Genomic DNA, 26,379 nt, shown 5'->3' on the forward strand with positions numbered 1-26,379 from the left:
CCAGGGCCGCGCAAACCTCAATCGCCGCCGAGCAATTCGTACTTGCCGCCGCGCTCCAGCGCTTGCTGATAAGCCGGCCTCGCATGAATACGCTTGAGGAAATCGACCACCGCCGGAATCTGGCCTTCCATGCCGCCGCGCGCCGTGGCGGCTTCGAGCGGGAAGCTCATCTGCACGTCAGCCGCCGTGAAATCGTCACCGACGAACCAGCCGGTCGCGCTCAGTTCCTTGTTGATGTAGCCGAGGTGCAGCTTCAACTGCGGATCGATGAAGCTCGACTGCAACGTGCCGGCAATCTTGCGCGCGATCGGCTTGGCGAAGAACGGCATCGGCGCGCTGGCAATGCGCAGCGCCACGAGCTTGAGCAGCAGCGGCGGCATCGCGGAACCTTCCGCGTAATGCAGCCAGTACGTGTAACGCAGCCGCTCCGGCGTGCCCGGCGCCGGCGCAAACCGTCCCTGCCCGTATTTGCCGATCAGATACTCGATGATCGCGCCCGACTCCGCGATAGTCTGGCCGTCATCGGTAATCACCGGCGACTTGCCGAGCGGATGCACCGCGCGCAACTCGGGTGGCGCCAGCATTGTTTTCGGATCGCGCTGGTAACGCTTGATCTCGTAAGGAACGCCGAGTTCTTCGAGCAGCCACAGCACACGTTGCGAGCGGGAGTTGTTCAGATGATGGACGGTCAGCATGGGTCGAGGGACGGTGGCCAATGGAGTGTCACATCATAAGGTTGTTGTGCAGAGGCGGGCCTCTAGTCGCACCTCACACGCGTGATTTGCCGCCCATCAATTGATTCGACGGCAGCGTTTCGTCGAGCAGCTTGCGCGCGCTTTCGATACCGGCCACAGGCAGCCCCTCTGGGTTCAGCAAGCCCACCTGCACCAGCACGGATGCCTGATCCCAATAGATGTGCTCGTTATAAAGCTTGTCGCCGCGGAAACACACGACCGCGAGCATCGGCACCTCGAAATACTTACCGGTCGGCGCGACGCCGGGCAGCAACCAGTCGATCTCGCAGCTATGCGTGCAGCTAAAAATGAATTCGTCGACGATGCGATCCGCGCCGATGGTGCGCGAAATCGGAATCAGCTTCGTATCGACAGGATTCGAGTTGACGAAGTGATGCGTATAGAAACGCTTGAGGTTGTCATGACCGACTCCGCCGGTCATGGTCGGAACGTGATTGACGTAGGGTTGCGCGACCATGGTGGGCATGACCGCATCCACGTCACGCGTGGCGAACTCGTAGTAGCAATGCGCTTCCCACAGCGCGTTGAGATCGTAGACCGGACCCAGCACCTTGCGCATCAGCGCAAGCGTGCGCGAATAGGCCATCATCGCGGCGGGTTTGTCGTATTGCGGACGCGACGGCGCGGCAAACGCATGATCGCAACCGGGGTACACGTATTGCTCGATTTGCGGCCGCGTGCGCAACGCTGCGCTGATCCGTTCGCGGGTTTCCGGCGGACAATGCGAGTCGTTTTCGGGGAAGTGGAACACCATCGGGCAGCGAATCGCGGGCACTTCGTCCAGATACGCTTCGAGGCCCACGCCGTAGTAGCTGACTGCGCAATCGACATCGGTCCGCGCGGCGCTCAGGAACGCGAGCTTGCCGCCGAGGCAGTAACCCACTGTGCCCACCTTGCCGGCCTGTTCGGGCATGGCGCGCAATGCGGCGACGGTGGCCGCGATATCGTCGATCGCGAGGTCCGTGTCGAACTGGCCGAGATAGGCGAGCGCCTGCTTCATGTCGGCTTCGCCATATCCGAGCACGATGCCCGGTTTGATCCGCCAGAACAGATCCGGCACCAGCACCACATAGCCTTCCTCAGCGAAGCGGTCCGCCATCGCCTTCATGGTGTCGTTGATGCCGAAAATTTCCTGCAGGAGCACGAGTCCCGGCCCCGACCCTTGCGCGGGGCGCGCGACGTACGCATTGAAACGGCCGCCATCCTGGGCGACGACTTCGATGAAAGAGGCGGCCATGCGGTGTGTCTCCTGTGTCGATCGTTGATCGACAAATGTGTGCTAGGCCATCGTACGCAACTCGAAGCGTTTGAGCTTGCCGGTTTCGGTGCGCGGCAGTGAATCGACGAAAACGATGACACGTGGATATTTATACGGCGCCACGCTATTTTTCACGAAATCCTGCAGTTGCGCGACCAATTTGTCGTCGCGCTCGTAACCCGGATTGACCACGACGAACGCCTTGACGATCTGCCCGCGGGTTTCGTCCGGCGCACCTATCACGCCGCATTCGGACACCGCGTCGTGTTGCAGCAGGACGCTCTCCACTTCGGGGCCGGAGATGTTGTAGCCGGCGGAGACGATCATGTCGTCGGCGCGTGCCTGGTAGAACACGTAGCCGTCTTCGTCGAGATAGACGGAATCCCCAGGTAGGTTCCAGCCGTCGCGCACGAATTTCTTCTGCCGCTCGTCGGCGAGATAGCGGCAGCCGGTCGGGCCGCGCACCGCGAGTTTGCCGATCGTGCCGGGCGCGACCGGTCGCATGTCGTCATCCACGGCCTGCACGACGTAACCCGGCACCGCGCGGCCGATGGCGTTCGGGCGAATCTCGTCGCCTTGCGCCGAAATGAAAATGTGGATCAACTCAGTGCCGCCAATGCCGTCGATCATGTCGATGCCTGTCGCGTCGCGCCACAGACGCCGTGTCGAATCCGGCAATGCTTCACCCGCCGACACGGTTTTCTTCAGCGAAGAGACGTCGTGGTGCGCAACCAGCGGCGCCATTTGCCGATAGAAAGTCGGCGCGGTGAACATGACGGTCGCGTGAAAACGCTCGACGGTCTGCAGCAACGTCTCGGGCGTGAGCTTCTCGATCAACACCGTGGAGGCGCCAACTCGCAACGGAAAACACAGCAGGCCGCCGAGCCCGAACGTAAACGCGAGCGGCGGCGTGCCGCAAAAAATATCGTTCGATGTGGGCTTGAGCACGTGACGCGGGAACAGATCGCACATGGCCACGACATCGCGATGAAAGTGCATGCAGCCTTTCGGCGCACCGGTCGTGCCGCTGGTGAACGCGATCAGGCAGACGTCGTCGGCGGCGGTGTCGCACGCGGTGAAGTGGTCGGGCTTGTTGATCGCGAGCGTATCGAGCGAATCGGCGGCGTCGTCGTGGAAGAGTCGCGTTTGCTTCAGACCCGCGCAATAGAACTCGTCTTCTGGATTGGTGCAGCGTGCCAGTTCGGCGGTCAGGCGGGCGTCGCACAACGCCGCGCCGACCTGCGCTTTCTCGATGATCTGCTTCAGTTCCTTGGCTCGCAATAGCGGCATGGTCGGCACCACCACTAGTCCGACCTTCAGCGCCGCGAGCGCGGTCACGGCCATGTGCAGCGTGTTCGGACCGCGTAGTAAAACGCGGTTGCCGGGCTGCAGTCCCATTTCGTCGACCAGCACGTGCGCGCTGCGATTCACGAGCGCCAGCAGTTCACCGTAAGTGGTGGCGCGCGGTGTGCCGTCGACATCGGACCAGATCGCAGGATGATCGCGGTGGCCTGCATCGATGGTTCTATCGAGCAACTCCGTCGCGCAGTTCAAGCGCGCCGGGTACGCGACGTCGGGGTTGTCGAGCAGAAAGACGGGCCATTGATCCTGCGGCGGAAGATTGTCGCGCGCGAAGGTATCGACGTGTGCTGACGGTTCCATCATGGTCTCCCGGGCGTTGAGCCGGCTAAATGCGCTTCGGTTGGCTTGGTGGGTTCTTTTCGTGTGCTTCGTTGCTCTGTTACTGAGGGACCACGGCGGTCGCCTCGATTTCGACCTTCGCTTCGTCTTCAATCAGCGCGACGACCTGCACCGCGCTCATCGCGATGTCGTAGTCGCCGATCAGCTCGCGAAACGCGCGGCCGATGTCTTTCAACGAAGCGAGGTACTCGCGTTTGTCGGTGACATACCACGTCAATCGCACCAGGTGCTCGGGCTTGCCGCCCGCTTCGTGCAATACGGCGAGCACATTCTTGAGCGCCTGGATGGCTTGCGCGGCGAAGTCGGTCGTCTGGAAACGCGCCTGTTCGTCCCAGCCGATCTGGCCGGCAATGAACACCTGCGTACCGTTTGCCGCGACACCGTTCGCGTAGCCACGCGGCTTGACCCAGCCGGCGGGAAGAAGAGCTTTTTTCATGAGCGATGCGCCTCAATGGAGTCGGGCTGTGGAGCGAACGCCGCGAGCGCGCTCGCGATGTCGGCGGGAATGTCGATGGATGTGCCGCGTTCGAGCGACGTCGTGACGAGCACCTGTTTCGCGCGGAAACGGGTTTCGCCGTTGCAATGGCCGACGATCTCGATGCTGATCGAGCGCCGCCCGATCGCCGCAACATTAAGTGTCAGCGTGATCGTTTCGCCCATCTGGCTCGGCCGCGAAAACTCGCAGTCGAGTTTGACGATCGGCAAGCCGAGGCGGCGTTGCGAGATCATGTGCGCGTAATCGATATGCAGGCCTTCGTTGAACCAGTCTTCGACCAGCGCGTTGGTCATCACCAGATATTGCGGAAAGAACACGATGCCCGCCGGATCGCAGTGCGAGAAACGGATGCGTACGGGCCGCTCGAAAGACGCGCTCATTTGAGGTTCGCTCCGGCAGTCGCGGCAGCATGCGCTTTCAGCAGATCGCGTCCGACAATCAATTGCTGCACTTCGGTCGCGCCTTCGTAAATGCGCAGCGCGCGAATCTCGCGATACAACATCTCGACGGCCGTACCGCTTTGCACGCCCATGCCGCCGTAGAGTTGCACCGCGGCGTCGATCACCTGTTGCGCGCCTTCGCTGGCGTGCCACTTCGCCATTGCGGCTTCACGCGTGACGCTTTCGCCTTGATCGCGCAGCCACGCGGCGCGATAAACCAGCAACGCGCTGCTATCGATGGTCAAGGCCATCTGCGCGAGTTTGGCCTGCGTCAGCTGAAAATCGCCGAGCGTTTGCCCGAACATCTTGCGCGACGCGGCACGCGCGAGACCTTCTGCCATTGCATGACGCGCGAACCCGAGCGACGCGGCCGCCACGGAAGTGCGGAAAATATCCAGCGTCCGCATGGCGAGCTTGAAACCTTCACCGGGCGCGCCGAGCATCTGGCTGCGCGGCACGCGAGCGCCCGCAAAGTGCAGGCGCGCGAGCGGATGCGGCGCGATCACGTCGATGCGTTCGGCGATCTCCAGGCCCGGCGTTTTTGCATCGACAATAAATGCGCTAATGCCGCGCGCACCCGGCGCTTCGCCGGTTCTCGCGAACACCACGTAGAAATCGGCAATGCCGCCATTGGAGATCCACGTCTTGTCGCCGTCGAGCATGTAGGTGTCGCCGTCGTCGCGGGCGGACAGCGCCATGGCGGCGACATCGGAGCCCGCCTCAGGCTCGGACAGCGCGAACGCTGCGATGGCCGTGCCGTTGGCGACGCGCGGCAGGTAACGTGTCTTCTGCTCGTGCGTGCCGCCGAGCGAGATGGCGCCCGAACCAAGCCCCTGCATCGCCAAAGCGAAGTCCGCGAGTCCCGAGTGTTTGGCCAGCGTTTCGCGCAGCAGGCAAACGGCGCGCGTATCGATCGTATCGCCGTGGCCGCCGTACGCAACGCCGCCCACGCCGTACTTCAGCCAGCCTGCGGCGCCGAGTTCACGCACCAGATGACGGCAGGCCGCATCCACGTCCTTGTGGTCTTCGTGCGAGAGGTTCTCGCGGCACCATGCTTCGATGCCCGCGGCCAGTTCGCGATGACGCGGCTCGAAGAACGGCCACGCCAGCGCGCTATGCAGATCCAGTTCGGTGTTGGCGCTCAACTCAGTCTCCTTCGAACACCGGACGCGACTTCGCGGCAAACGCACTGTAGGCGCGCTCGAAATCGCGTGTGCTCATGCAGATCGCCTGGGCTTGCGCTTCGGACTCGATCGCTTCGTCGATGCTCATGCTCCATTCCTGATGCAGCATCTTCTTCGTGATGCCGTGCGCGAAAGTCGGACCGGCGACGAGGTCGGCGGCGAGCTTGTGCGCTTCTTCAAGGAGCGCCGCGGGTTCGCACAGCCGGTTGTAGAAGCCCCATGCGTGGCCTTCGTCGCCGCTTGCCGAGCGTCCGGTGAAGAGCAATTCGGCGGCGCGGCCCTGGCCGATGATGCGCGGCAGAATCGCGCAAGCGCCCATATCGCAGCCCGCGAGACCGACGCGTGAGAATAAGAAAGCGAGCTTGCTGCGCGCGGTGCCGAGCCGCATGTCGGACGCCATCGCGAGAATCGCACCGGCGCCGGCGCAGACGCCGTCGACGGCCGCAATCACCGGTTGTGGGCAATGGCGCATGGCTTTGACCAGATCGCCGGTCATGCGCGTGAAGAGCAGCAGTTCCGGCATGGGCAGATCGATCAGCGGCGCGATGATGTCGTGCACGTCGCCGCCGGAACAGAAGTTGTCGCCGGCGCCGTGAATCACCACTGCCTTGACGTCGGTCGCATAGGTCAATTGCCGGAACAAATCGCGCAACTCGGCATACGACTCGAAAGTCAGCGGATTCTTGCGCTCCGGGCGGTTCAGCGTGATCGTCGCGACCTTGCCGGCGACCGACCAGCCGAAGTGCCGCGCTTCGTAGCCGGCTAGCGTGAGGCGATTGCCGGCCAGCAGGGCATCGGCGTTGGATCGTGTCATGAATGTCTCCTATGTCCGCTCGTTTCGATGCCGATCAGTCTTTCAGACTGTCGAGCAGATGTTGCTTGAGTTTGCCGAGGCGTTGATGGGTGCGCGATTTTTCATCGAGGCTCAAACCGCCGAACAGTTCGACTACCCATTGCTCGTGCGCGACCGCCATCTTGTCGAACGCCTTGCGACCCGCTGGTGTCAGACACACGCTGATCGAGCGGCGGTCGTTCGGATCGTTGTCGCGCGAGACCAGTCCTTCTTTTTCAAGCTGATCCGTAATGCCGGTGATGTTGCCGCCCGTCACCATCAAACGACGCGACAGTTCGGTCATCTTCAGCCCTTCGGGATGTCGCTCCAATTGGGCCATCAGATCGAAACGCGGCAACGTAGTGTCGAATTCGTTGCGCAGACGCTTGCGCAATTCGGCTTGCACGAGGTTGGTCGTGGTCAGCATGCGCAGCCACAGACGCAAGCCCATGTGACTATCCGCACCGGTGCTCATTTCGAGGTCCACGACGTTGTCCGCGGGTTTGGGGACGCCTTTGCGCTGCGGTTTCGTTTCAGCCGCCGCCGCGGGCTTCTTGATGTTCGATGACTTGGTCACATCACTTCTCCACCAGAGATGGAAATGGATTGCCCCGTGATGGCGTCCGAGCCGGGTTGGCAGAGCCACAGCACCGCATTGGCGACCTGTTCCGGACTCACGAAGCGATGTTGCGGATTCGAGCGAAGCAGGGTTTCGCGCGCTTGTTGTTCGGTGCGCGAGGTCTTGCTGGTGATCTGTTCAAGCGATGCGTGCAGCAGTTCCGTTTCCGTATAGCCCGGACACACGGCGTTCACGGTGATGCCTTTCGTCGCGACTTCCAACGCGAGCGAACGCGTCAGACCGATCACGCCATGTTTCGCGGCGCAATAGGCAGCGACGTACGCGTAGCCGATCTGTCCCGCCGTGCTGGCCACGTTGATGATGCGTCCATGACCGCGTTCGAGCATGCCGGGCAATACCGCGCGCGTGCCGAGAAAGACGCCGGTGAGGTTCACGTCCAGCATGCGCTGCCAGAGCGCCGTGTCGGTGTGTGTGAACGGCGCGGCTTGCGCCTGACCCGCGTTGTTGACGAGGATGTCGACTGCGCCGGCCTCACGGAACGCGTTCGCGACGGAGTCTTCCTGCGTGACGTCGACGCTGATGCACGCCACGTCGCCCAGCGCGCGGCACTTTTCGCGCTGCATGTCGAGACGTTCCGCATTGCGGCCCATCAAGGTCACGCGCGCGCCGGCGCGCAGCAAGCTTTCCGCGACTGCCGCGCCGATGCCGCTGCCGCCACCGGTGACGACCGCGTGCTGTCCCGCGAGGGTGAAATTGAGCGTGTTCACACGGTTCCTTCAGCGCGTTGCGCGCGTTCTTGCGGCGACAGACCGGCGTTCGCGGCGGCTTGAGCGCGCTCGCGTTCGAGGTTGCGTTCCAGTTGGGACTTCGCCGCCGTGTAGGGCTTTGGCCACATCACATCGAAATAGCCGATCTTGGCCGCTTCATTCAACGTCCACGAAGGATTCGCCAGATGCGGGCGCGCAATCGCGCACAGATCCGCACGGCCTGCCGCGATGATGCTGTTCACGTGATCCGCTTCGGAGATCGCGCCGACCGCGATGGTCGCGATGCCGGCTTCGTTGCGCACGCGGTCGGCGAATGGCGTCTGGAACATGCGGCCGAATACCGGTTTTTCTTCCTTGCTGACCTGGCCCGACGATACATCGATCATGTCGGCGCCGGCGGCCTTGAAGGCTTGAGCGATCTTGACTGCGTCGTCGGGCGTTGTGCCGCCTTCGACCCAATCGTTCGCGGAAATGCGCACGGAAATTGGCTTGTCTTGCGGCCAGACCGCGCGGATCGCCTTGAAAACCTGCAACGGGTAGCGCAGACGATTTTCCAGCGAGCCGCCGTATTCGTCGGTGCGGTGATTGGTCAGTGGCGACAGAAAGCTCGACAGGAAATAGCCGTGCGCGCAATGCAATTCGAGCCAGTCGAAACCCGCTTCCACCGACATTTGCGTGGCGCGGACGAACTGCGCTTCGATTTCACGCAACTCGTCTTGCGTGGCTTCGCGCGAATGCTGGCTGACGCCACGCAGATATTGCTGCGGCGATGCCGAGATGAGCGGCCAGTTGCCTTCCGTGAGTGGCTGATCGATGCCTTCCCACGAGACACGTGTCGAGCCTTTCGCGCCGGAATGGCCGAGCTGAATGCCGATCTTCGCATCCGACTGACGATGCACGAGATCGACGATGCGCTTCCACGCGGTGAGATGCTCGGGCGCGTACATGCCGGGACACGCGGGCGTAATACGCGCTTCGGGCGAGACGCAGGTCATTTCCGTCATGACGAGCCCTGCGCCGCCCATCGCGCGGGCGCCAAGATGCATCAGGTGATAGTCGCCCGCAATGCCGTCGACGGCCGAGTATTGCGCCATGGGCGACACCACCACGCGGTTTTTCAGCGTGACGCCGCGCAGCGTGAAGGGCGTGAACATCGGCGGGACGGAGTGCTTCTCCGGCGCGCGATTCACGCCGGAGCGCTGGGCGAGCCAGTCTTCGAAGCCGGACAGGTACTGCGCATCACGTTCACGCAAATTTTCGTGAGAAATACGCTGCGAGCGCGTGAGCAGCGAATAAGCGAACTGTTCCGGCTCGAACGACGTGTAGCGGTCGACATGCTCGAACCATTCCGTCGAATTGCGCGCCGCGTTTTGAATGCGCAATACGTCGATGCTGCGCACGTCGGTGTAATGCTTCAGCGCGGCGGCGAGGTCACCCGGATGCGCGCTCATGCTGTTGGCGAGTTCGATCGAATCTTCGAGCGCGAGCTTGGTGCCCGAGCCGATCGAGAAGTGAGCGGTATGCGCGGCATCGCCCATGAGGACGACCGGCGTTTGCGTGCCGTCCGCGTTGCTGCGCCAATGCACCCATTCCTCGTTGACGACGCGCGGGAAGCGAATCCATTGCGACGAGCCGCGCAAATGCGCCGCGTTCGACAACAAGGGGTTGCCGTCCAGATACTTCGCGAACAGCTTTTCGCAGAAGGCAATGCTGTCTTCCTTGCTCATTTCGTCGAGGCCGGCGGCGCGCCACACGCGCTCCGGTGTTTCGACAATGAACGTGGAGGTCTGATCGTCGAAACGATAGGCGTGCGCCTGGAACCAGCCGAATTCGGTTTCTTCGAAGGCGAAGGTGAAGGCGTCGAAGAGTTTTTTGGTGCCGAGCCAGACGAAGCGGCAATCGCGCATGTCGACGGAGGGCCGATAGGTGGCCGCGTACTTTTGACGGACCGCGCTGTTGGCGCCGTCGCAAGCGATGATCAGGTCGGCCTCGTAGACGCTGTCGTCCGTGACCTGGGTTTCGAAAACCAGCTTGACGCCGAGTTCCTCGCAACGCGCTTGCAGGATATTCAGCAGACGCTTACGGCCGATGCCGCAGAAGCCGTGACCCGATGAACGGATTTGCCGGCCGCGGAAATTGATCTCGATGTCGTCCCAGTGATTGAAGGCGTCGAGGATCGCGTCGGCGCTGGGGGCGTCGGCGGCGCGCAGATTGCCGAGTGTCTGGTCGGAGAAGACGACGCCCCAGCCGAAGGTGTCGTAAGGGCGGTTGCGCTCGACCACCGTGACATCGTAGGCCGGGTTCCGGCTCTTCATCAAGAGGCCGAAGTACAGACCGGCCGGGCCGCCACCAATGCAAACGATGCGCATGCTTGTTCCCCATATGTGAACGCTGCTGATGGAGATAATTTAGGCGTAGATAGTTTAGATGTCAAGTAAATGTGCGGGCAAAAACACCGAGCCACAACGCGGCGCGGCGCTGGCCTGACGGCCAGCCGGACTAGATTGTCGGGTGGATTACAGCAGCTGTGAAAATAAAGTATGTGGCGAACCTGCATTTTCGACGCTGAGGCGGGGGCACACAAACCCTGCCCGAGAACGCGCCCTGTGCGCGAATTGAAGCTTGCATCAGCTTGGCCCCAGGCGGCCTCGATGCATCAGACGAGCGCTTTGCTGGCGGCGGCCGTGCGGCCGCGCAGCCAGTTAATGCTCGCGAAGAGCAGCACGGCGAACACGATCAGCATCGTCGCCACGGCGAGGATCGACGGGTCGATCGAGTCGCGAATACCGCTCCACATCTGCCGCGGCACGGTGGTTTGATCCGGGCCGCCGATGAACAGAATGACGATGACCTCGTCGAACGAGGTCGCGAAAGCGAAGACGCTGCCGGTCGCGACCGCCGGCGTGATGAGCGGCAAGGTCACGCGCCTGAATGTGACCCACGGCGTCGCGCCGAGCCCGGAAGCGGCGCGCAACAGACTCTGATCGAACGAAAGCAGCGATGCGGTCACGGTGATCACGACGAATGGCGTGCCGAGCGCCGCATGCGCCAGCACCACGCCGGGATACGAGTTCACCAGGCCGAGCGGTGCGAAGATCAGATAGAAGCCTGCGGCGACGACGACGATCGGTACGATCATCGGCGAGATGATGATCGGCATGATCAGCGAGCGCAGCGGAAACTGCGTGCGCGAAATGCCCAGCGCGGCGAGCGTGCCGAGACATGTGGCGATCAGCGTCGATGCCGCGCCGATGCCGATGCTGTTCAGGAGCGATCGTTGCCAGCCCGCGCTCGTGAGCGCCTGCTCATACCAGCGCAGCGAAAAGCCCTGCAACGGGTAGGAAAAATACGAGCCCGAATTGAACGAGAGCGGGATGATCGCGAGAATCGGCGCAATCAGGAAGAACAGCACAAGCGCTGTGTGCAGCCGCACCCAGCGCGCGGCGATGCGTTCCGTCGCCACCTTGTTGCGTTGATCTTGCATGTCGTTCCCTCGTCGTGTCCGCATGTTTCAACCGAGTCTCAACCGAAGCGCAAGCGGTCGATACCGACGATGCGGTTGAACAGGAAATAGAAGATCGCCGTGAAGATCACGAGATAGGCCGAGAGCGCACCGGCAAGGCCCCAGTTGAGTTGCGTGTTGGTCTGTATCGCGATGAGCTGGCTGATCATCTCGTCGCCTGCGCCGCCGAGCAGTGCGGGCGTGATGTAGTAGCCGAGCGCGAGCACGAACACGAGGAAGCAGCCTGCTCCCACGCCCGGCAGCGTCTGCGGCATGTAGATCCGCACGAACGCGGTGAACGGGTGCGCACCAAGCGATTGCGCGGCCCGCACGTACACGGGCGATACGCTCTTCATCACCGAATAGATCGCGAGAATCATGTAGGGCAAGAGCACATGCGTCATGCCGATGAGCACGCCCGCGCGGTTGAAGATGAGCGGCAGCGGATGCGTGGTGAGCCCGAGCCCCATCAGCAGGCTGTTGATGACGCCGCCCGGTTGCAGCAAAACGTACCACGCGGTCGTGCGCACGAGCACCGAGGTCCAGAACGGCACGATCACAAAGAGCATCAGGCGGTTGCTGCTTTTTGCGGGCAGGTTCGCTAGCAGCCATGCGACCGGATAGCCGAACACAAGGCACAGCAGCGTGACCGTGGCGCTAATCGAGATCGTGCGCACGAACGCCTGCCGATAGACGGAAGCGTTGTCCGGCACGAACGCCACTGAGCCTTGCGGTGTCACTTGCGCATCGACGGCCGCGAGCAGGTAGTCCGGCGTCGGCGACGTGGCGGCGCGCTTCAGCAAGCGCCAGATCTCCGGCGAATTCCAGCGTGCGTCGAGTTCAATGAGCGCCGGTTTCCACACGGGCGGCGCATCGGCGGGCAACTGGCGCGCGGTGCGCATCAACAGGCTACGGAACTCGGCCTGATCGAAGTTCAGCCGCCGCGCGACCGTGCCGAGCTGCCCGTTTTGCTGCGCCTCCTTGAGCCCCGCAGCGAGCAGGGCGAACATGCGCTCGTCGGGCACGCCGCGCCCGTCCCATGCAACGAGCGCGCGCGTGAGCGCGGGCATGCTGTCGGGCACTTCGTGATTCTGCACGCTGCGCGCGAGCAGGAGCGCGATCGGCGCGATGAACGTCGAAAGCAGAAACACGATCAGCGGCAGCGCGAGCAAAAGCGCCTGCACCGATGCACGGCGGCGCGCCTTTTGAAACGACGCGCGGCCGTCGGCTCTCGTCGGAGAGCCCGGGGCCGTGGCTCGGGCCGAAGCGGGCATGTGGGTAGTCAAGTTGGGCTCTCGTCGGACGGTGGTGTTACTGCGTGAGCCACACCTGGAAGCGCTTATTGATCTGGTCCGCGTTGTCGGCCCAGAAGTTCGCGTTGATCTGCAAGGCGCGCTTGAAGTTCTCGGGTGCGGTCGGCAGATCGGCGAGGCGTTGCTTGTCGACCAGCGCGATCGCGTCCTTGCGCGGCGGCGCGTACGCGATGTACTTCGACAAATCCGCATACGCCTTCGGCTGCGAAGCGGAGACGATGAATTTCGCGGCGGCGTCGGCGTGCTTCGCGCCCGTCGGAACGGCCCACCAGTCGAAGTCGTAAACTTGCGCGTCCCAGACGGTCTTGAACGGCTTGTTGTCCTTCTTCGCGGCGTCGGAAATACGGCCGTTGTAGGCCTGCGTCATCACGACCGCGCCGTCCGCGAGCAACTGCGGCGCCTGCGCGCCCGACTCCCACCACACGATGTTCGGCTTGATCGTGTCGAGCTTCTTGAACGCGCGATCCACACCGGCGGGCGTAGCGAGCACTTTGTAGACATCTTTCGGATCGACGCCGTCCGCAATCAACGCCCATTCCATCGTGACCTTCGGCGACTTGCGCAGGCCGCGCTTGCCGGGGAATTTCTGCAGATCGAAGAAGTCGTTGACGGTGGTCGGAGCGGTCTTCAGCTTGCTCGTGTCGTATGCGTAGACCGTGGACCAGACCATGCTCGCAACCGCGCAATCGCTGATCGTGCCGGGGATGAAGTCACTCGTCTTGCCGAGCGTCTTCTTGTCGAACTTCTGCAGCAGGCCTTCGTCGCAGGCCGTGATTGCATCGTTCGTTTCGAGGTCGATCAGGTCCCACGTGGTGTTCTTCGCCTGCTCCATCGCGGAGAGCTTCGCGAGACCGCCGTCATACGATTCGGTCGAGAAGCCGATGCCAGTCGCCTGGGTGAACGGCTCGAAATAAGCCTTCTTGGCCGCCGCTTCGTATGCACCGCCGAAGGTCACGACGGAGAGCGTCTCCGCTGCCTGGGTGGTCATGGCGGCGAAGGCGAGTGCTGCGAGTGCGACGCTTTGTGTTTTGATGAGAGTGCGCATTTTAGTTGGCTCCTGCAGGTGCGGTCGTGATGATGGAAGGTGAGAGCGGGGTGGATGCCTGGATCACGGGCGCGCTGCGCGGCGCGCTCATCGCGAGAATCTTGCAGTCGTCGTGGCGCCAAGCGATCTCGATCGCGCTGCCCGGCGAAGGCAGCGCATGGCGCTGCGTATTGGGCACTTTCACGACGAAGGAGTCGCGCGAACCGAGCGCAAGGTGCACGCGATGATGATCGCCGCAATACACCAGTTCCTCGACGCGTGCGTGCACCACGTTGCTGTGTTCGTCGACCTGCGCGCCGGCGGCGCTCGGGATATGCGCGCGTTCGGGGCGCAGCGCGAGCATCGCTTCGTCGCCCGCATGCAGGCCGGGTTCGCAACGGCCACGAATGACGCTGCCGTCTGAGAGCGCGAGCGTCGCCCACTCTTCGCCGGCAGTGACGACGCGCCCGGTCAGCCCGTTGTTCTCGCCGACGAAGTTCGCGACGAAGGCGTTCTGCGCGTTCTCGTAGAGTTCGCTGGGCGTGGCGGCTTGCTGAATACGGCCATCGGAGAACACGGCGACGCGGTCCGACATCGTCAGTGCTTCGGCCTGATCGTGCGTCACGTAGACGATCGTGAGCGACAGCTCGCGATGCAGGCGCATGATTTCGTATTGCATGGTTTCGCGCAGGCGCTTGTCGAGCGCGCCGAGCGGCTCGTCCATCAGCACGACGCTCGGCTCGAACACGAGCGCGCGCGCGAGCGCCACGCGCTGCTGCTGTCCGCCGGAGAGCTGCGCGGGACGCCGGTTCGCCAGATGCGGCAGCTCGATCATCTCGAGCGCGCGCTTCACGCGCGTTTTCTGCTCGGCACGGCTCACGCGACGCACGGAGAGTGGAAATGCGACGTTCTCCGCAATCGTCAGATGTGGAAAGAGCGCGTAGTTCTGAAACACCATGCCGATGTCACGCTGATGCGGCGGCTTGTCGTCGAGCCGCCGTCCGTCAAGACGTATCTCGCCGCGCGTGGGCGATTCGAATCCCGCCAGCATCATGAGCGTCGTCGTCTTGCCCGAACCGGACGGACCCAGCAGCGACAGGAATTCTCCCTTGCGCACGTCGAGGTTCAAGTCATCGACGACGTATTGAGCGCCGTCGTACGATTTGCTCACGCCCGAGAACGAAATGAAGGAAGGGTTTGACATCGTGATCGCGTCCTGTCGATGATGCGTCGTAATCAATGCGTGCCGGGCTGCGTCGCGGCGATTTTGCTGGCGACATAGCGCGCGAAGTCATAGTTGGGGCGTTCGAGAGGGCTCAAGTGACCGGGCTTCGCGAGTGGCGCGTGCACGCCGCGAAAGACGGCTTCCACGCCGCGTTTGTCTTCCGCGTTCACTTCGTCGAGCAGCTTCTTTAGCGTCGTCATGTGCGCGTTGGCTTCGGGATCGGCGATGAACTCCGGCGCAAGTCCGCCGCCGAAGCGGATATGCACGCGCTCCACGCCTTGAGGCTGCAGCACGAGATACCAGAAGTAACCCGGCGTAAGCGTGACGAGATGCGTCGGATAGATCGCGAGCAGCGCCGTGGTTTTGCGCCAATGTCCCGTGAGGCGCGCGTTGTCCGGATGCGCGTTGCCGATGGGCAAGGACGCTTCCTTCGTGATCCAGTGATAGTTGAAGGCCGGATAGCCGGGCGGGCATTCCATCTCCTCGAGACGAGAATGCGGTCCTACCGTCGCGCGATGCAGCATCGGCAGGTGGTAGCTTTCCATGAAGTTTTCCGCGAGGATCTTCCAGTTCGTGTCCCACACGTGCTCTTCATAGAAAGTTTCGATGTAGTCCGCCATGCCGTACGCACCGACGAGCTCGCTCAGTTCGGCGAGCTGCGCATGAACGGGCGGCGCGTTTTCGTCGAGGGTCACGTAGATCCAGCCTTGCCATTCTTCGCAGCGCACGGCGGGCAGTTTGTAGCTTTCCTTGCAGAAGCCCTCTTGCCGATCCATGAGCGGTGCGCCTTGCAGTGCGCCGTCCAGAGAATAGTTCCAGGCGTGATATGGGCAGACGATGCGACGCACGTTGCCGCGTCCTTCGAGCAGTACCGACATGCGGTGCAGGCACACGTTCGACATCGCCTTGAGCTGCATCTGTTCGTCGCGCAATACGACGATCGGTTGCGCTCCGATCCGCGCCGTCATGTAATCGCCGGGCACTTTGAGGGCACTCGCGCGGCCGACGCATTGCCATTCACGCTCGAAGATAGCGCGCTCTTCCAGCGTGAGGAATTCGGGCGACGTATAGACGCCGGGCGGCATCGCGTGCGCATCGCTGAACGGCCGTTCGCAACCCGTCTGCAACTCGTCGACAAGCGCTTGCACTGCGATCGTCCTTGCCGGGTTGCTCATGGTCTCCCCCTCGATTCGTCACGGTAAAAGCGCGGCGACGTAAGGCTTTGCGGCGTGGCGCTCAACATGGACACCAATCTATCAAGCCAAATTGCAAGCCAAAATATTGTTTTCAGATACAAAGCAAAGCTTTTGCCTATGCAGTGCGTGCACGTTTAAAGCAAACAAACGCGCTTTCCTATCATGCATCGATATGCAACCGCCGAATATAGGTTTCGCAGAACGACGCGAAGCGATGCACCACCTGGCGCGGCTTCATTGTGCGCGATTGCGCGATGCCGAGTGTCGTTGCGTTGACGTTGTCTTTGAAGCGCTTAATGACGAACTCTTCCCCATCGACAGTGCGATTCGATTTGAGCGGAAAGTTCAGGAGGCTATAGCCGAGACCGTTGGCCACCATGCCGCGCACGACCTCCGGCTGCGACGAACGGAACGCGGGCACAGGACGGCTGCCCACCGCGTCGAAGAGTGCGGCGAAGTACTCGCGGCTGTGCGGCAGGTCGAGCATCACGTACGGCTCGGGCAGGAGGTCTGCGAGCGATATCTTGCGCGCGCGTGCCAGACGATGCGTCCTCGGCAGGATCGCATAAGGCGGCAACGAGAGCAGCGGCGTGAAGGCGATTTCCTCGGTCAAGTCGAGGCTGTAGGTGAGGGCAATGTCGAGCGAGCCATCGTGCAGGCCGCGCAAGAGGCCATCCTGATGCGCCTCGACCGTGCGAAACGAGATGCCGGCGTTCTCGCCCGTGAATCGGCTGATCAGGCCCGGCATGAGCGGCGGCGCAAGCGAGACGAGGCAGCCGAGCGTGATGGCGCCTGTCATGCCGCCGTCCATTTCCTTCGCGGTGGTCTGCAATTCCTCCGCGAACTTCAGAAGATTGCGCGCTTGCCCCAGCAGATCGCGGCCGGCTTGCGTGAGCGAGAGGCCGCTCGCGTGATGCCGTATGAAGAGTTGCACGCCGAACGACACTTCGAGATCCGCGAGCGCCGTCGAGATGGACGGCTGTGAGATGTGCAGACGCTTGGCGGCGGCGGTGAAGGACAAGGCTTCTGCCGTGACCACGAAATAACGCAACTGGCGCAACGAGTAGCGCAACGGTTGACTCTCCATCGACGAGGCTCCGTGTTCAAGGTCTCCAATGGGCGGCATTGTGAAGCGGTCAAAAAGGCCTGCATAGGTAAATCCGATGCCATGCATTTTTTAAATATATTTTTCAAATTCTGAAGGGGCGCGTAGATTTTCACGCAGACGAACGGACCAGGCGGCAACGCGCCGTCGGAAAACACTACCGGGTCCGCAACGATCGCAAGCGCTGAGAGGCCGCGACGCCGCGATCGAATCGAAACATTCCGCCTTTTCAGAAGGACACAGCCATGACAGTGGAAACAACGTCAATCGACACGCTCGTAGTCGGCGCCGGTCAAGCCGGCGTCGCCATGAGCGAACATTTGAGCAAGCTTGGCGTGCCGCATCTCGTGCTGGAACGCGCTCGTATCGCGGAGCGCTGGCGCACGGGACGCTGGGATTCGCTGGTTGCCAATGGCCCCGCGTGGCACGATCGTTTCCCCAATCTCGAGTTCGCGGACTTCGACCCCGACGCGTTCGCTTCGAAGGAGCAGGTCGCGGACTATTTCGTCGCTTACGCGAAAAAGTTTGAAGCACCGATCCGCACCGGCGTGGACGTGAAGAAGGTCGTGCGCAATGCGGGGCGGCAGGGCTTCACCATCGAAACGTCGGAAGGCACGATCGAGGCCAATCGCGTGGTGGTCGCAACCGGGCCTTTCCAGCGGCCCGTCATTCCGCCGATCGCGCCGCAAGATCCGAAACTTACGCAGATTCATTCCGCCGACTATCGCAATCCGAATCAATTGCCCGAAGGGGGCGTGTTGGTGGTGGGTGCGGGATCGTCGGGCGTGCAAATCGCGGACGAGTTGCAGCGGGCGGGCAAGCGCGTCTATCTGTCGGTCGGCGCGCACGATCGTCCGCCACGCGCCTATCGCGGCCGCGACTTCTGCTGGTGGCTCGGCGTGCTCGGCGAATGGGATGCGGAGGTCATGAAGCCGGGCAGGGAGCACGTCACGATTGCGGTGAGCGGTTCGCGTGGCGGCCATACGGTGGACTTCCGGCGTCTTGCGAATCAGGGCATCACGCTCGTGGGTCTGACGAAATCATTCGATGGCGGCGTGGTGACCTTCGAAGCGGATCTCGCGGCGAACATCGCGCGCGGCGACGAGAACTATCTGTCGCTGCTGGACGCGGCTGATGCGTATGCCGAGCGCAACGGTCTCGAGCTTCCCGAAGAGCCCGAAGCTCGCGTCATTCCCGCGGATCCGGAATGCGTGACCCACCCGTTGCACGATCTCGATCTGGCGAAAGCGGGTGTGACGTCGATTGTCTGGGCGACCGGGTATGCAGTCGATTTCAGCTGGTTGAACGTCAACGCTTTCGATGAAACGGGTAAGCCGAAACATCAGCGCGGCGTATCGAAGGAGCCTGGCATCTATTTCCTCGGTCTGCCCTGGCTATCGCGCCGCGGCTCCGCATTCATCTGGGGCGTGTGGCACGACGCGAAGCACATCGCCGATCACATCGTCACACAGCGTAAATACCTGGCTTATTACGATGATGAGCAACGCGAGGCGCACGGCCGCCGCGAGAACAGCGTTGCAAGCGTTGAAAACACATCCGCCGATTCACGCGTCCACAAAGTCAGCGAGATGGGTGTGAATTGATACATAAGCCTCTCTGATCCGCGATCCATTTCTTCCTAACATTAAGGTGCATTGATGAGCCAACCTACGCATACCCGTATCCGTATGTTCAATACGAAAGATACGTATCCGAACCAGACGCTCGACAACGATTTGTGCCAGGCCGTGCGCGCCGGCAACACGGTCTACGTGCGCGGTCAGGTGGGCACGGATTTCGAAGGCCGCCTGGTCGGCATCGGCGATCCGCGTGCCCAGGCCGAGCAAGCGATGAAGAACGTCAAGCAATTGCTGGAAGAAGCGGGCAGCGACCTGTCGCACATCGTCAAGACGACGACATTCCTGACCGACATCCGTTACCGCGAGCCGGTCTATCAGGAAGTCGGCAAGTGGCTGAAGGGCGTGTTTCCCATTTCGACCGGTCTGGTGGTGGTCGCGTTGGGTCAGCCGCAGTGGTTGATGGAGATCGACGTTATCGCGGTCATTCCAGATGGATGGACGTCACCGAAGGCCTAAGGAGCGGGACATGACATTCTCTATCGTCGGACGTTGCCCGGAATCCGGGCAGCTTGGAATCGCGATCAGTTCGTCCAGCATCGCGGTGGGCGCTCGCTGCCCGTGGCTGCGCGCAGGCGTGGGCGCGGTGGCGACGCAGAACGTCACGCTGCCCGCGCTAGGGCCGCAGATTCTCGACCTTCTGGAAAACGGGCAACTCGATCCCGCCGCGGCATTGGACCGCGTGCTCGGCGCGAGCGAGTGGAGCGAGTACCGCCAGGTGACGGTGATCGATGGAGAGGGTCGCACGGCGTTCTTCAGCGGCAAGGAAGCGCTGGGCACGTATCACGCTGTCGCCGGCAAGCAGTGCGTAGCCGCAGGCAACATGCTCGCCGGCATCGAAGTGATCGAGGCCATGCTTCCGGCGTTCGAGCAGGCATCCGGCACGCTTGCCGATCGCCTGCTCGCGGCCATGCATGCTGCGATAGCTGCAGGCGGCGAAGCGGGGCCCGTGCATTCGGCGGCGCTCAAGATCGTGGGCGACGTGAGCTGGCCGATCGTCGATTTGCGGGTCGATTTGGCGGACGACGACCCCATCGGCCTGCTCGACGGTTTGTGGCAGGCGTATCGCCCGCAGATGCAGGACTACTTGACGCGGGCGTTGAATCCAACCGCCGCGCCCAGCTACGGAGTGCCCGGCAATGAATGACAGATCCAGCCGCGCGCTGCTCGAACGGCTGATCGGCTTCGCCACGGTCAGCCGGGATTCCAATCTGGACATGATCGAATTCATTCGGCTGTACCTGGAGGAACTCGGCGTCGAGAGCGAGCTGTTCTACAACGCCGAGCGAACCAAGGCGAATCTGTTCGCCACTATCGGTCCGCGTGAGCGCGGCGGAATCGTGCTGTCCGGCCATACCGACGTGGTGCCCGTCGATGGCCAGGCTTGGACCGTCGATCCATTCCGTCTCACCGAGCGCGACGGGCGGCTGTATGGCCGTGGCACGGCCGATATGAAGGGCTTTATCGCTTCGGTGCTGGCGGCGGTGCCCGGGTTTATCGAGCGCGAGTTGAAGTTGCCGGTGCACCTCGCTTTTTCGTACGACGAGGAAGTCGGATGCCTCGGGGTGCGGCCGATGCTGGCGGAATTGGAGCGGCGTACGCATAAGCCGAGCTTGTGCCTGATCGGCGAGCCGACCGAGCTCAAGCCGGTGCTGGGCCATAAGGGCAAGCTGGCGATGCGCTGTCAGGTGAAAGGCGCGCCTTGCCATTCAGCTTATGCGCCGTATGGAGTCAACGCCATTCAATACGCGGTGCGGATGATCGGCCGTCTGGAAGAGATCGGCGAGCAACTGGCGCAGCCCGAGCATCACGACGAGCGATTCGATCCGCCGTTCTCGACCGTGCAGACGGGCGTGATCAAAGGCGGCCGTGCGCTCAACATCGTGCCGGCCGAATGCGAATTCGACTTCGAAGTGCGTGCGCTGCCTGGCTTCGACGCAAACCAGGTAGCCGACCAGTTGCAGACTTACGCCGAGGCAGAGCTATTGCCGAAGATGCGCGCCGTGAAGTCCGACACCGACATCCGGCTTCAGCCGCTCTCCGCATATCCGGGGTTGGCCACATCTCCGGATAGCGAAGCGGCGCGTCTTTTGGCGCTGCTCAGCGGCTCCATGGAGTTCGGCACGGTCGCATTCGGCACCGAGGGCGGGCTCTTCGATCAGGCGGGCATTCCAACAGTGGTCTGCGGACCCGGCAGCATGGACCAAGGGCATAAGCCGGACGAATTCGTCACTGTCGAGCAATTGCGCGATTGCGATGCGATGCTGGCTCGGCTGGCGGACTACGCTTCGGCCGCGGCCTGAGACGTAGACATCGCGGACGCTGCCGTGACGGCACGTCGCTCAAATAGAGAGGCGACTCTCAAGTACTTTCGAATGCCAGGCATGGCGATTCGGTAGACCGAACACGCCTGATCACGTAAGGGACGGGAATAAGCGCTAAAACGCTAACTCCGGTCGACACAGGAGACGAACTTGAATACTTCGGAAAGCAATGCCTCGGCGTTGATCGAAAAACACACCATCGGTTATGTGCCGCCCGAGGATCGCCACGGCAAGGTGCGCGATCTGTTCACGCTTTGGTTCGGCGGCAACATCGCGCCGTTGCCCATCGTCACGGGCGCGCTCGGCGTGCAGATCTTCCACTTGAATTTGCTGTGGGGCATCGTGGCGATCGTCGTCGGTCAGGCCGTCGGCGGCGTGCTGATGGCGTTGCATTCGGCGCAGGGCCCGCAAATGGGCATCCCGCAGATGATTCAGAGCCGCGCGCAGTTCGGTTCATGGGGCGCGCTGCTGGTCACCGTGATCGCAGGCGTAATGTACGTGGGCTTCTTCGCGTCCAATATCGTGCTCGCCGGGAAGTCTCTTCATGGCATTGAAAACGGCATCCCGGTTCCTGTCGGCATCGTGATCGGCGCGTTGGGATCAGGGCTGATTGGAATCATCGGTTACCGGATCATCCATATCCTGAACCGCATCGGAACCTGGGTGCTCGGAATCGGCATTTTCATCGGATTCGGCTATATCCTCACGCATATCGCCACGGACGATGTTCTGACGCGCGGCGGATTCAACATCGCGGGCTGGCTCGCCACCGTTTCGCTATCGGCGCTCTGGCAGATCGCTTTTGCCCCGTACGTCTCCGACTATTCGCGCTATCTGCCGGAGAACGTGCGCGTCGCATCGACGTTCTGGGCGACTTACCTCGGCTGCACGATCGGCTCGACGCTCGCGTTTGCCTTCGGCGCGGTAGCCGTGCTCGCGGTGCCGCCCGGCGCCGACGCGATGGACGCCGTCAAGCTGGCTACCGGACCGCTCGGACTGCCGATGCTCGTCCTCTTCCTACTGAGCGTGATCAGCCACAACGCGCTGAACCTTTACGGCGCGGTGCTCGCAGCCATCACGTCCTTGCAGACCTTCGCCTATCGCTGGATTCCCACGGCGAAAGCGCGGGCCGTGCTGTCGATCGCGATTCTCCTCGCATGCTGCTATGGCGCGATCGGCGCGTCGACGAATTTCGTCGGCAATCTGGTCGATCTCGTGCTCGCGCTGCTTGTCGTGCTGGTGCCGTGGACCGCGATCAATCTGATCGACTTCTATGTGATCCACAAAGGCAAATACGACATCCAGTCGATCTTCCAGGTGGACGGGGGCATCTACGGCCGCTTCAATCCACAGGCGCTGATTGCCTATGGAATCGGCATCGTCGTGCAGATTCCGTTCATGAACACGCCGATGTACGCGGGTCCCGTGCCGAAGTATCTCGATGGCGCGGATCTCTCGTGGGTTATCGGACTGCTTCTGACGTCGCCGCTATATTACTGGCTCGCGTCGCGGGACACCCACTATCGGCGCAGACAAGCGGGTGCCAGTGTCGCGCGTCACCCGGCGGGACAGTCATAACCGTTGAGGTGCCTCCGCATTGGCGCGGCGTTGCGGGTGATCGATGGAGGCACCGTCATAGCAGCCGCAAGCCGCCGTCGCATTCGATGACCGCGCCCGTCATGAAGGTGTTCTCCATCAGAAACTGCAGCGCGTGCGCGACGTCTTGCGCATCGCCGACACGTCGCACCGGCAGGGTTTCGGCCTGCTGACGAAAAAGGTCCTCTTTGACGTCGCCGGGAAATCTGTCCCACCAGGCGGTATCGACCACGCCGGGCGACACGGCATTGACGCGCAACGGCGCCAGTTCGCGCGCGAGCGTCCCGATCATGCTTTCGAGCGCGCCGTTGATCGCGCCCAATCCGGCAGTGCCCGGATTGGCGATGCGCGCGGAAATCGCAGTCACGAACGTCAAACTGCCGTCGCCGCGCAAGGCCGCAAGACCAGCTTGTGCCGCTTCCAGCTGCGGCCAGAACTTGGCCTCGAAGCCGCGGCGCAAGGATGTCAAATCGAGTTCCTTGAACGGGCCAGCGCCCTCGCCGCCGGAGAGCGTCAGCACCAGATGATCGATGCCACCCAGGCGGCTGAAGAAACCGTCGAGCGCGGCGCGGTCGGTGCAGTCGAGTGCATTGCCGGTGACAGTCCCACGTCCTTCGAGGCCAGCGAGCGCCTCATCCAGTTTGGCCTGGCCGCGGCCAACTGCCACGACATGCGCACCGACTTCCTTCAGCCGAGACACCGTCGCTAGCCCAATGCCGGACGAACCACCCAACACGACGACTTTCTGATTCTGCCAATCCATGTCGCTGTTCCTGTCGATGATAGGAGGCACGGGCCGATGTGCCCTCACATCGCCTTGCAGCGCACCTCCTTGGCGCTAGAATGCGTGTCAGGCTCATATCATTCAAATCGTTTGTGACGATGACCGACATCATTGAGAATGATTTCAGGCGTTTCGACCTGAACTTGCTGCTGGCCTTTCGCGCGCTGTTGGAGGAACGCAGCGTCACGCGTGCCGCTCAGCGACTCTTCCTTGGCCAGCCGGCGATGAGTGGCGCGCTGAAGCGTCTTCGGGAGGCGTTCGGCGACGAACTGTTCGTGCGTACTCCGCACGGCATTACGCCGACGCCCCGCGCGCTCGAACTGGCGCGGCAGGTCGAGCCCTTCCTCCAATCGCTGCACCAGGCGCTCACGCAACCGCCGGCGTTCGATCCGGCACAGGCTCAGCGTGTGTTTCGCATTGGCTTGAGCGATTCGCTCGAGGTCCTGCTGATGCCGGAGATCATGGGCCGCCTGGCCACCAAGGCGCCCGGCGTGAAACTGATCGCCCGCTCTACAGACTCGACGCGCGCGGCGGCGATGCTCGACGAGGGCGCGATCGAACTGGCGGTCGGCGTGTTCCCGGAAAGCGTGCAGTGGCAGCGGCGCCGGCCACTGTTTCAGTGGCGCTTCGTGAGCGTCTACAATCCGCGGCTCGTCAAGACGCGCCGCAAGCGCCTGTCAATGGATGAGTTCCTGCGGCACCGGCATGTGCTCACCTCGTTCAGCGCCGGCCTGCAAGGCTTTATAGACGAGCAGCTGGCCATGCAGGGTCTCAAGCGTGACGTGGTGTTCTCCAGCTCGAATTTCGCGACTAGCCCGTTTATCGTGCGGCACACGCCCGCGATCGCCACGGTGCCGGATTTCATCGGCCGCGTCTGGCGCGACACATTGGATCTGGCGATGAGTCCGTTGCCATTCGACGTGCCCGGCTATGAAGTCGCGCTGATGTGGGCTGCGTCCAGGGATCAGGATCCGGGACTCGCGTGGCTGGCAGCGGAGTTCATAGACGCGTTCGGCGTAAGCGAAAGAAGATCGCTCCGTCCTTGAAGACAGGCCAGAATGCTCATCACCGAGCGCAATGTCAGACATGGCACCGCTCGATTCCTGCTGTCCTCGCTGCACCAGAAAAAAGTCAATCCAACCAGCAAAAAAAGTAGTTTGCGTCGAAATCACACGCAAACCTACGATGCGTACATGTGCTAAGTCGCCAGGGCGGCACTGGCAAGAACTCCGGCAATGATGGCTTGATCTGCTGAATATCCTCTCCACGAACCCAGGCCTGGCGAATGGGGCAGCCACGTCCATGACACCGCGACTAGCCATGCGCTTTACCCATAAGGATTGATGGAGACAGATATGAATACCGCCTTGTCCAACGCTACCGTGGAAGCTTCGATCCCGTTCACGCGTGAACAGAAAAAAGCGATTGCTGCCGCGACTCTGGGCACTATCGTCGAGTTTGCCGACTGGATCATCTATGCAACATTCGCCTCGCTGTTTTCCCGCCATTTCTTCCCGGCCCACAATGAAAAGATATCGCTGCTCTCTGCCTTCGCCGTATTTGCAGTCGGATTCGTCATGCGGCCAATCGGTGGTGCTGTTCTAGGCGCTTATGCAGATCGTCACGGACGAAAGAATGGTCTTGCTCTCTCAGTCGCATTGATGGCCGGGAGTTCCCTCGTGATTGCAGTGTGTCCGGGATACGCGGCAATCGGAATGGTGGCGCCGATTATTCTTGTTGTCGCACGGCTGGTGCAGGGATTCGCAGCCGGTGGGGAATTCGGCTCCGCGTCCACTTTTCTCATAGAGTCCTCCGCGCCCTCGCGACGCGGATTTACCGGCTCGTGGCAACACTTTGCGGTGAACGCTGGCGTCCTTGTCGCGGCGATGATCGGCTACGTGCTGACATCCTGTATCAGCGAACAAAGCATGGCAAGTTGGGGCTGGCGGCTTGCATTCGCGATTGCCGGTCTGATGGGTTTCGTGGCTCTGTGGGTGCGTCTATCTGTTTCAGAAACCGAAGCTTTCAAGAAAACGGCCGGTAGCCATCAACATCGCCGACATCCGTTTCTGGTCCTGGTGGGCGAACATCGCCGCGCCGCGTTGCGCGTGATTGGTATCGCCATGGCAGGGAACCTGTCTGTTTATCTCTGGCTCGTCCTGTTCCCAACGTTCGCCCACATGCGGACGGGTCTGCCGCTGCGTGACGGCTTCAGCGCCAGTGTCATCTCAATCGTGGTTTCACTCGTTGCGATTCCATTTTTTGGAAAGCTCTCTGACCGAATTGGCCGCAGGCCTGTTCTGCTCGCGTTTGCCGGCGGTTCCGCAGTCTTCGCGTGGCCGAGTCTCCATTTTCTCGCGAATGATTTCTGGACGGACACGGTCATTGTGACGATTGGCATGTTGCTCTCGTCAGGCTTTACCGCTACCTGCGCAGCGGTGATGGCCGAGCAGTTTCCGGCGGAGATCCGCGCGACAGGCGTCGCCTTGCCTTACGCGATCTCAGCGACGCTGTTTGGCGGAACGCTTCCGTACATCGTGACAGCCATGTCGAACGCGGGTTTCTCGGACTACATATGGGTCTACATTGCGGTGGTTTGCGCAGTCGGATTCTGCGTATACGCCGTGATGCCCGAGACGAAAGGAAAGGTGCTGGATTGA

General features: G+C 62.1%; 24 protein-coding genes. 7 read left to right on the top strand and 17 right to left on the bottom strand.

Going from position 1 to position 26,379, the window contains the following annotated elements; translation table 11 throughout:
• Positions 1-17: 17 nt before the first annotated feature.
• The 16 genes from ACQKRQ_RS29130 to ACQKRQ_RS29205 all read right to left on the bottom strand — a co-directional run bounded on the left by ACQKRQ_RS29130 (position 18) and on the right by ACQKRQ_RS29205 (position 17,360).
• The gene (locus ACQKRQ_RS29130) at positions 18-695 is read right to left on the bottom strand and encodes a glutathione S-transferase (protein ID WP_132379124.1); all 678 of its coding nucleotides are present in this window, start codon (positions 693-695) and stop codon (positions 18-20) included.
• A 73-nt stretch (positions 696-768) separates the two neighbouring features.
• Positions 769-1,992 (bottom strand): dienelactone hydrolase family protein, encoded by a 1,224-nt coding sequence (locus tag ACQKRQ_RS29135; protein WP_427481081.1) that lies wholly within the window; start codon positions 1,990-1,992, stop codon positions 769-771.
• A 42-nt stretch (positions 1,993-2,034) separates the two neighbouring features.
• Positions 2,035-3,675: an AMP-binding protein gene (locus ACQKRQ_RS29140; RefSeq protein ID WP_427481175.1), complete on the bottom strand. Its 1,641-nt coding sequence runs from the start codon at positions 3,673-3,675 to the stop codon at positions 2,035-2,037.
• Positions 3,676-3,754: 79 nt separating this feature from the next.
• Positions 3,755-4,150, bottom strand: coding sequence for a RidA family protein (locus ACQKRQ_RS29145; RefSeq protein WP_132379118.1), 396 nt, complete (start codon positions 4,148-4,150; stop codon positions 3,755-3,757).
• Positions 4,147-4,590, bottom strand: a complete 444-nt coding sequence (locus tag ACQKRQ_RS29150; protein WP_132379116.1) for an acyl-CoA thioesterase — start codon at positions 4,588-4,590, stop codon at positions 4,147-4,149. Before ACQKRQ_RS29150 ends, ACQKRQ_RS29145 begins: the two co-directional genes overlap by 4 nt.
• Complete coding sequence (locus ACQKRQ_RS29155; protein ID WP_427481082.1) at positions 4,587-5,795, bottom strand: acyl-CoA dehydrogenase family protein; 1,209 nt, start codon at positions 5,793-5,795, stop codon at positions 4,587-4,589. Before ACQKRQ_RS29155 ends, ACQKRQ_RS29150 begins: the two co-directional genes overlap by 4 nt.
• 1 nt (position 5,796) lies before the next feature.
• Positions 5,797-6,648 (bottom strand): enoyl-CoA hydratase family protein, encoded by an 852-nt coding sequence (locus ACQKRQ_RS29160; RefSeq protein WP_427481083.1) that lies wholly within the window; start codon positions 6,646-6,648, stop codon positions 5,797-5,799.
• 34 nt (positions 6,649-6,682) lie between these two features.
• Entirely contained in the window at positions 6,683-7,243 is a 561-nt protein-coding gene (locus tag ACQKRQ_RS29165; protein ID WP_427481084.1) for a MarR family winged helix-turn-helix transcriptional regulator, read from the bottom strand.
• Entirely contained in the window at positions 7,240-8,013 is a 774-nt protein-coding gene (locus ACQKRQ_RS29170; protein ID WP_427481085.1) for an SDR family NAD(P)-dependent oxidoreductase, read from the bottom strand. The genes ACQKRQ_RS29165 and ACQKRQ_RS29170 overlap by 4 nt, the downstream gene beginning before the upstream one ends.
• Positions 8,010-10,382 carry a bifunctional salicylyl-CoA 5-hydroxylase/oxidoreductase gene (locus tag ACQKRQ_RS29175; protein WP_427481086.1) on the bottom strand — a complete coding sequence of 791 codons (2,373 nt, stop codon included), beginning with the start codon at positions 10,380-10,382 and terminating at the stop codon, positions 8,010-8,012. Before ACQKRQ_RS29175 ends, ACQKRQ_RS29170 begins: the two co-directional genes overlap by 4 nt.
• 287 nt (positions 10,383-10,669) lie before the next feature.
• Positions 10,670-11,497 (bottom strand): ABC transporter permease, encoded by an 828-nt coding sequence (locus ACQKRQ_RS29180; protein WP_427481087.1) that lies wholly within the window; start codon positions 11,495-11,497, stop codon positions 10,670-10,672.
• A 38-nt stretch (positions 11,498-11,535) separates the two neighbouring features.
• Entirely contained in the window at positions 11,536-12,789 is a 1,254-nt protein-coding gene (locus tag ACQKRQ_RS29185) for an ABC transporter permease (protein WP_132379510.1), read from the bottom strand.
• Between the two features lie 37 nt (positions 12,790-12,826).
• Positions 12,827-13,873, bottom strand: coding sequence for an ABC transporter substrate-binding protein (locus ACQKRQ_RS29190; protein WP_427481088.1), 1,047 nt, complete (start codon positions 13,871-13,873; stop codon positions 12,827-12,829).
• A gap of 1 nt (position 13,874) precedes the next feature.
• Positions 13,875-15,056: an ABC transporter ATP-binding protein gene (locus ACQKRQ_RS29195; RefSeq protein WP_427481089.1), complete on the bottom strand. Its 1,182-nt coding sequence runs from the start codon at positions 15,054-15,056 to the stop codon at positions 13,875-13,877.
• A gap of 32 nt (positions 15,057-15,088) precedes the next feature.
• Positions 15,089-16,252, bottom strand: coding sequence for an aromatic ring-hydroxylating oxygenase subunit alpha (locus ACQKRQ_RS29200; protein WP_132379098.1), 1,164 nt, complete (start codon positions 16,250-16,252; stop codon positions 15,089-15,091).
• 181 nt (positions 16,253-16,433) lie between these two features.
• A complete protein-coding gene (locus ACQKRQ_RS29205) occupies positions 16,434-17,360 on the bottom strand; it encodes a LysR family transcriptional regulator (RefSeq protein WP_408319251.1) in 927 nt (308 codons plus the stop codon).
• A gap of 263 nt (positions 17,361-17,623) precedes the next feature.
• Between ACQKRQ_RS29205 and ACQKRQ_RS29210 the strand changes: the two genes are divergently transcribed.
• The 5 genes from ACQKRQ_RS29210 (at position 17,624) to ACQKRQ_RS29230 (ending at position 22,917) form a co-directional block, all read left to right on the top strand.
• The gene (locus tag ACQKRQ_RS29210; RefSeq protein WP_132379094.1) at positions 17,624-18,982 is read left to right on the top strand and encodes a flavin-containing monooxygenase; all 1,359 of its coding nucleotides are present in this window, start codon (positions 17,624-17,626) and stop codon (positions 18,980-18,982) included.
• A 54-nt stretch (positions 18,983-19,036) separates the two neighbouring features.
• Positions 19,037-19,474 carry a RidA family protein gene (locus ACQKRQ_RS29215; RefSeq protein ID WP_132379092.1) on the top strand — a complete coding sequence of 146 codons (438 nt, stop codon included), beginning with the start codon at positions 19,037-19,039 and terminating at the stop codon, positions 19,472-19,474.
• 10 nt (positions 19,475-19,484) lie between these two features.
• Positions 19,485-20,162, top strand: coding sequence for a DUF1028 domain-containing protein (locus tag ACQKRQ_RS29220; RefSeq protein ID WP_427481090.1), 678 nt, complete (start codon positions 19,485-19,487; stop codon positions 20,160-20,162).
• Positions 20,155-21,318, top strand: coding sequence for an acetylornithine deacetylase (gene argE / locus ACQKRQ_RS29225; RefSeq protein WP_427481091.1), 1,164 nt, complete (start codon positions 20,155-20,157; stop codon positions 21,316-21,318). Before ACQKRQ_RS29220 ends, argE begins: the two co-directional genes overlap by 8 nt.
• Before the next feature lie 171 nt (positions 21,319-21,489).
• Positions 21,490-22,917 (top strand): purine-cytosine permease family protein, encoded by a 1,428-nt coding sequence (locus tag ACQKRQ_RS29230; protein WP_427481092.1) that lies wholly within the window; start codon positions 21,490-21,492, stop codon positions 22,915-22,917.
• Positions 22,918-22,972: 55 nt separating this feature from the next.
• Here the strand turns inward: ACQKRQ_RS29230 and ACQKRQ_RS29235 are convergent, their stop codons facing one another.
• Positions 22,973-23,698: an SDR family oxidoreductase gene (locus ACQKRQ_RS29235; RefSeq protein WP_427481093.1), complete on the bottom strand. Its 726-nt coding sequence runs from the start codon at positions 23,696-23,698 to the stop codon at positions 22,973-22,975.
• A gap of 119 nt (positions 23,699-23,817) precedes the next feature.
• Between ACQKRQ_RS29235 and ACQKRQ_RS29240 the strand changes: the two genes are divergently transcribed.
• Together ACQKRQ_RS29240 and ACQKRQ_RS29245 are read left to right on the top strand one after the other, a co-directional pair.
• On the top strand, positions 23,818-24,765 hold the full coding sequence (locus ACQKRQ_RS29240; protein WP_427481094.1) for a LysR family transcriptional regulator: 948 nt from the start codon (positions 23,818-23,820) through the stop codon (positions 24,763-24,765).
• Between the two features lie 309 nt (positions 24,766-25,074).
• The gene (locus ACQKRQ_RS29245; protein ID WP_427481095.1) at positions 25,075-26,379 is read left to right on the top strand and encodes an MFS transporter; all 1,305 of its coding nucleotides are present in this window, start codon (positions 25,075-25,077) and stop codon (positions 26,377-26,379) included.

This window comes from Paraburkholderia sp. NPDC080076, from assembly GCF_050281145.1.
Lineage (GTDB): Bacteria > Pseudomonadota > Gammaproteobacteria > Burkholderiales > Burkholderiaceae > Paraburkholderia.

Coding starts and splice junctions, on each gene's coding strand:
- ACQKRQ_RS29135 (WP_427481081.1), bottom strand. CDS start 1,992: ATGGCCGCCTCTTTCATCGAAGTCGTCGCCCAGGATGGCGGCCGTTTC.
- ACQKRQ_RS29160 (WP_427481083.1), bottom strand. CDS start 6,648: ATGACACGATCCAACGCCGATGCCCTGCTGGCCGGCAATCGCCTCACG.
- ACQKRQ_RS29235 (WP_427481093.1), bottom strand. CDS start 23,698: ATGGATTGGCAGAATCAGAAAGTCGTCGTGTTGGGTGGTTCGTCCGGC.
- ACQKRQ_RS29175 (WP_427481086.1), bottom strand. CDS start 10,382: ATGCGCATCGTTTGCATTGGTGGCGGCCCGGCCGGTCTGTACTTCGGC.
- ACQKRQ_RS29245 (WP_427481095.1), top strand. CDS start 25,075: ATGAATACCGCCTTGTCCAACGCTACCGTGGAAGCTTCGATCCCGTTC.
- ACQKRQ_RS29190 (WP_427481088.1), bottom strand. CDS start 13,873: ATGCGCACTCTCATCAAAACACAAAGCGTCGCACTCGCAGCACTCGCC.
- ACQKRQ_RS29220 (WP_427481090.1), top strand. CDS start 19,485: ATGACATTCTCTATCGTCGGACGTTGCCCGGAATCCGGGCAGCTTGGA.
- ACQKRQ_RS29130 (WP_132379124.1), bottom strand. CDS start 695: ATGCTGACCGTCCATCATCTGAACAACTCCCGCTCGCAACGTGTGCTG.
- ACQKRQ_RS29210 (WP_132379094.1), top strand. CDS start 17,624: ATGACAGTGGAAACAACGTCAATCGACACGCTCGTAGTCGGCGCCGGT.
- ACQKRQ_RS29240 (WP_427481094.1), top strand. CDS start 23,818: ATGACCGACATCATTGAGAATGATTTCAGGCGTTTCGACCTGAACTTG.
- ACQKRQ_RS29205 (WP_408319251.1), bottom strand. CDS start 17,360: ATGGAGAGTCAACCGTTGCGCTACTCGTTGCGCCAGTTGCGTTATTTC.
- argE (WP_427481091.1), top strand. CDS start 20,155: ATGAATGACAGATCCAGCCGCGCGCTGCTCGAACGGCTGATCGGCTTC.
- ACQKRQ_RS29140 (WP_427481175.1), bottom strand. CDS start 3,675: ATGGAACCGTCAGCACACGTCGATACCTTCGCGCGCGACAATCTTCCG.
- ACQKRQ_RS29200 (WP_132379098.1), bottom strand. CDS start 16,252: ATGAGCAACCCGGCAAGGACGATCGCAGTGCAAGCGCTTGTCGACGAG.
- ACQKRQ_RS29180 (WP_427481087.1), bottom strand. CDS start 11,497: ATGCAAGATCAACGCAACAAGGTGGCGACGGAACGCATCGCCGCGCGC.
- ACQKRQ_RS29195 (WP_427481089.1), bottom strand. CDS start 15,056: ATGTCAAACCCTTCCTTCATTTCGTTCTCGGGCGTGAGCAAATCGTAC.
- ACQKRQ_RS29215 (WP_132379092.1), top strand. CDS start 19,037: ATGAGCCAACCTACGCATACCCGTATCCGTATGTTCAATACGAAAGAT.
- ACQKRQ_RS29150 (WP_132379116.1), bottom strand. CDS start 4,590: ATGAGCGCGTCTTTCGAGCGGCCCGTACGCATCCGTTTCTCGCACTGC.
- ACQKRQ_RS29145 (WP_132379118.1), bottom strand. CDS start 4,150: ATGAAAAAAGCTCTTCTTCCCGCCGGCTGGGTCAAGCCGCGTGGCTAC.
- ACQKRQ_RS29185 (WP_132379510.1), bottom strand. CDS start 12,789: ATGCCCGCTTCGGCCCGAGCCACGGCCCCGGGCTCTCCGACGAGAGCC.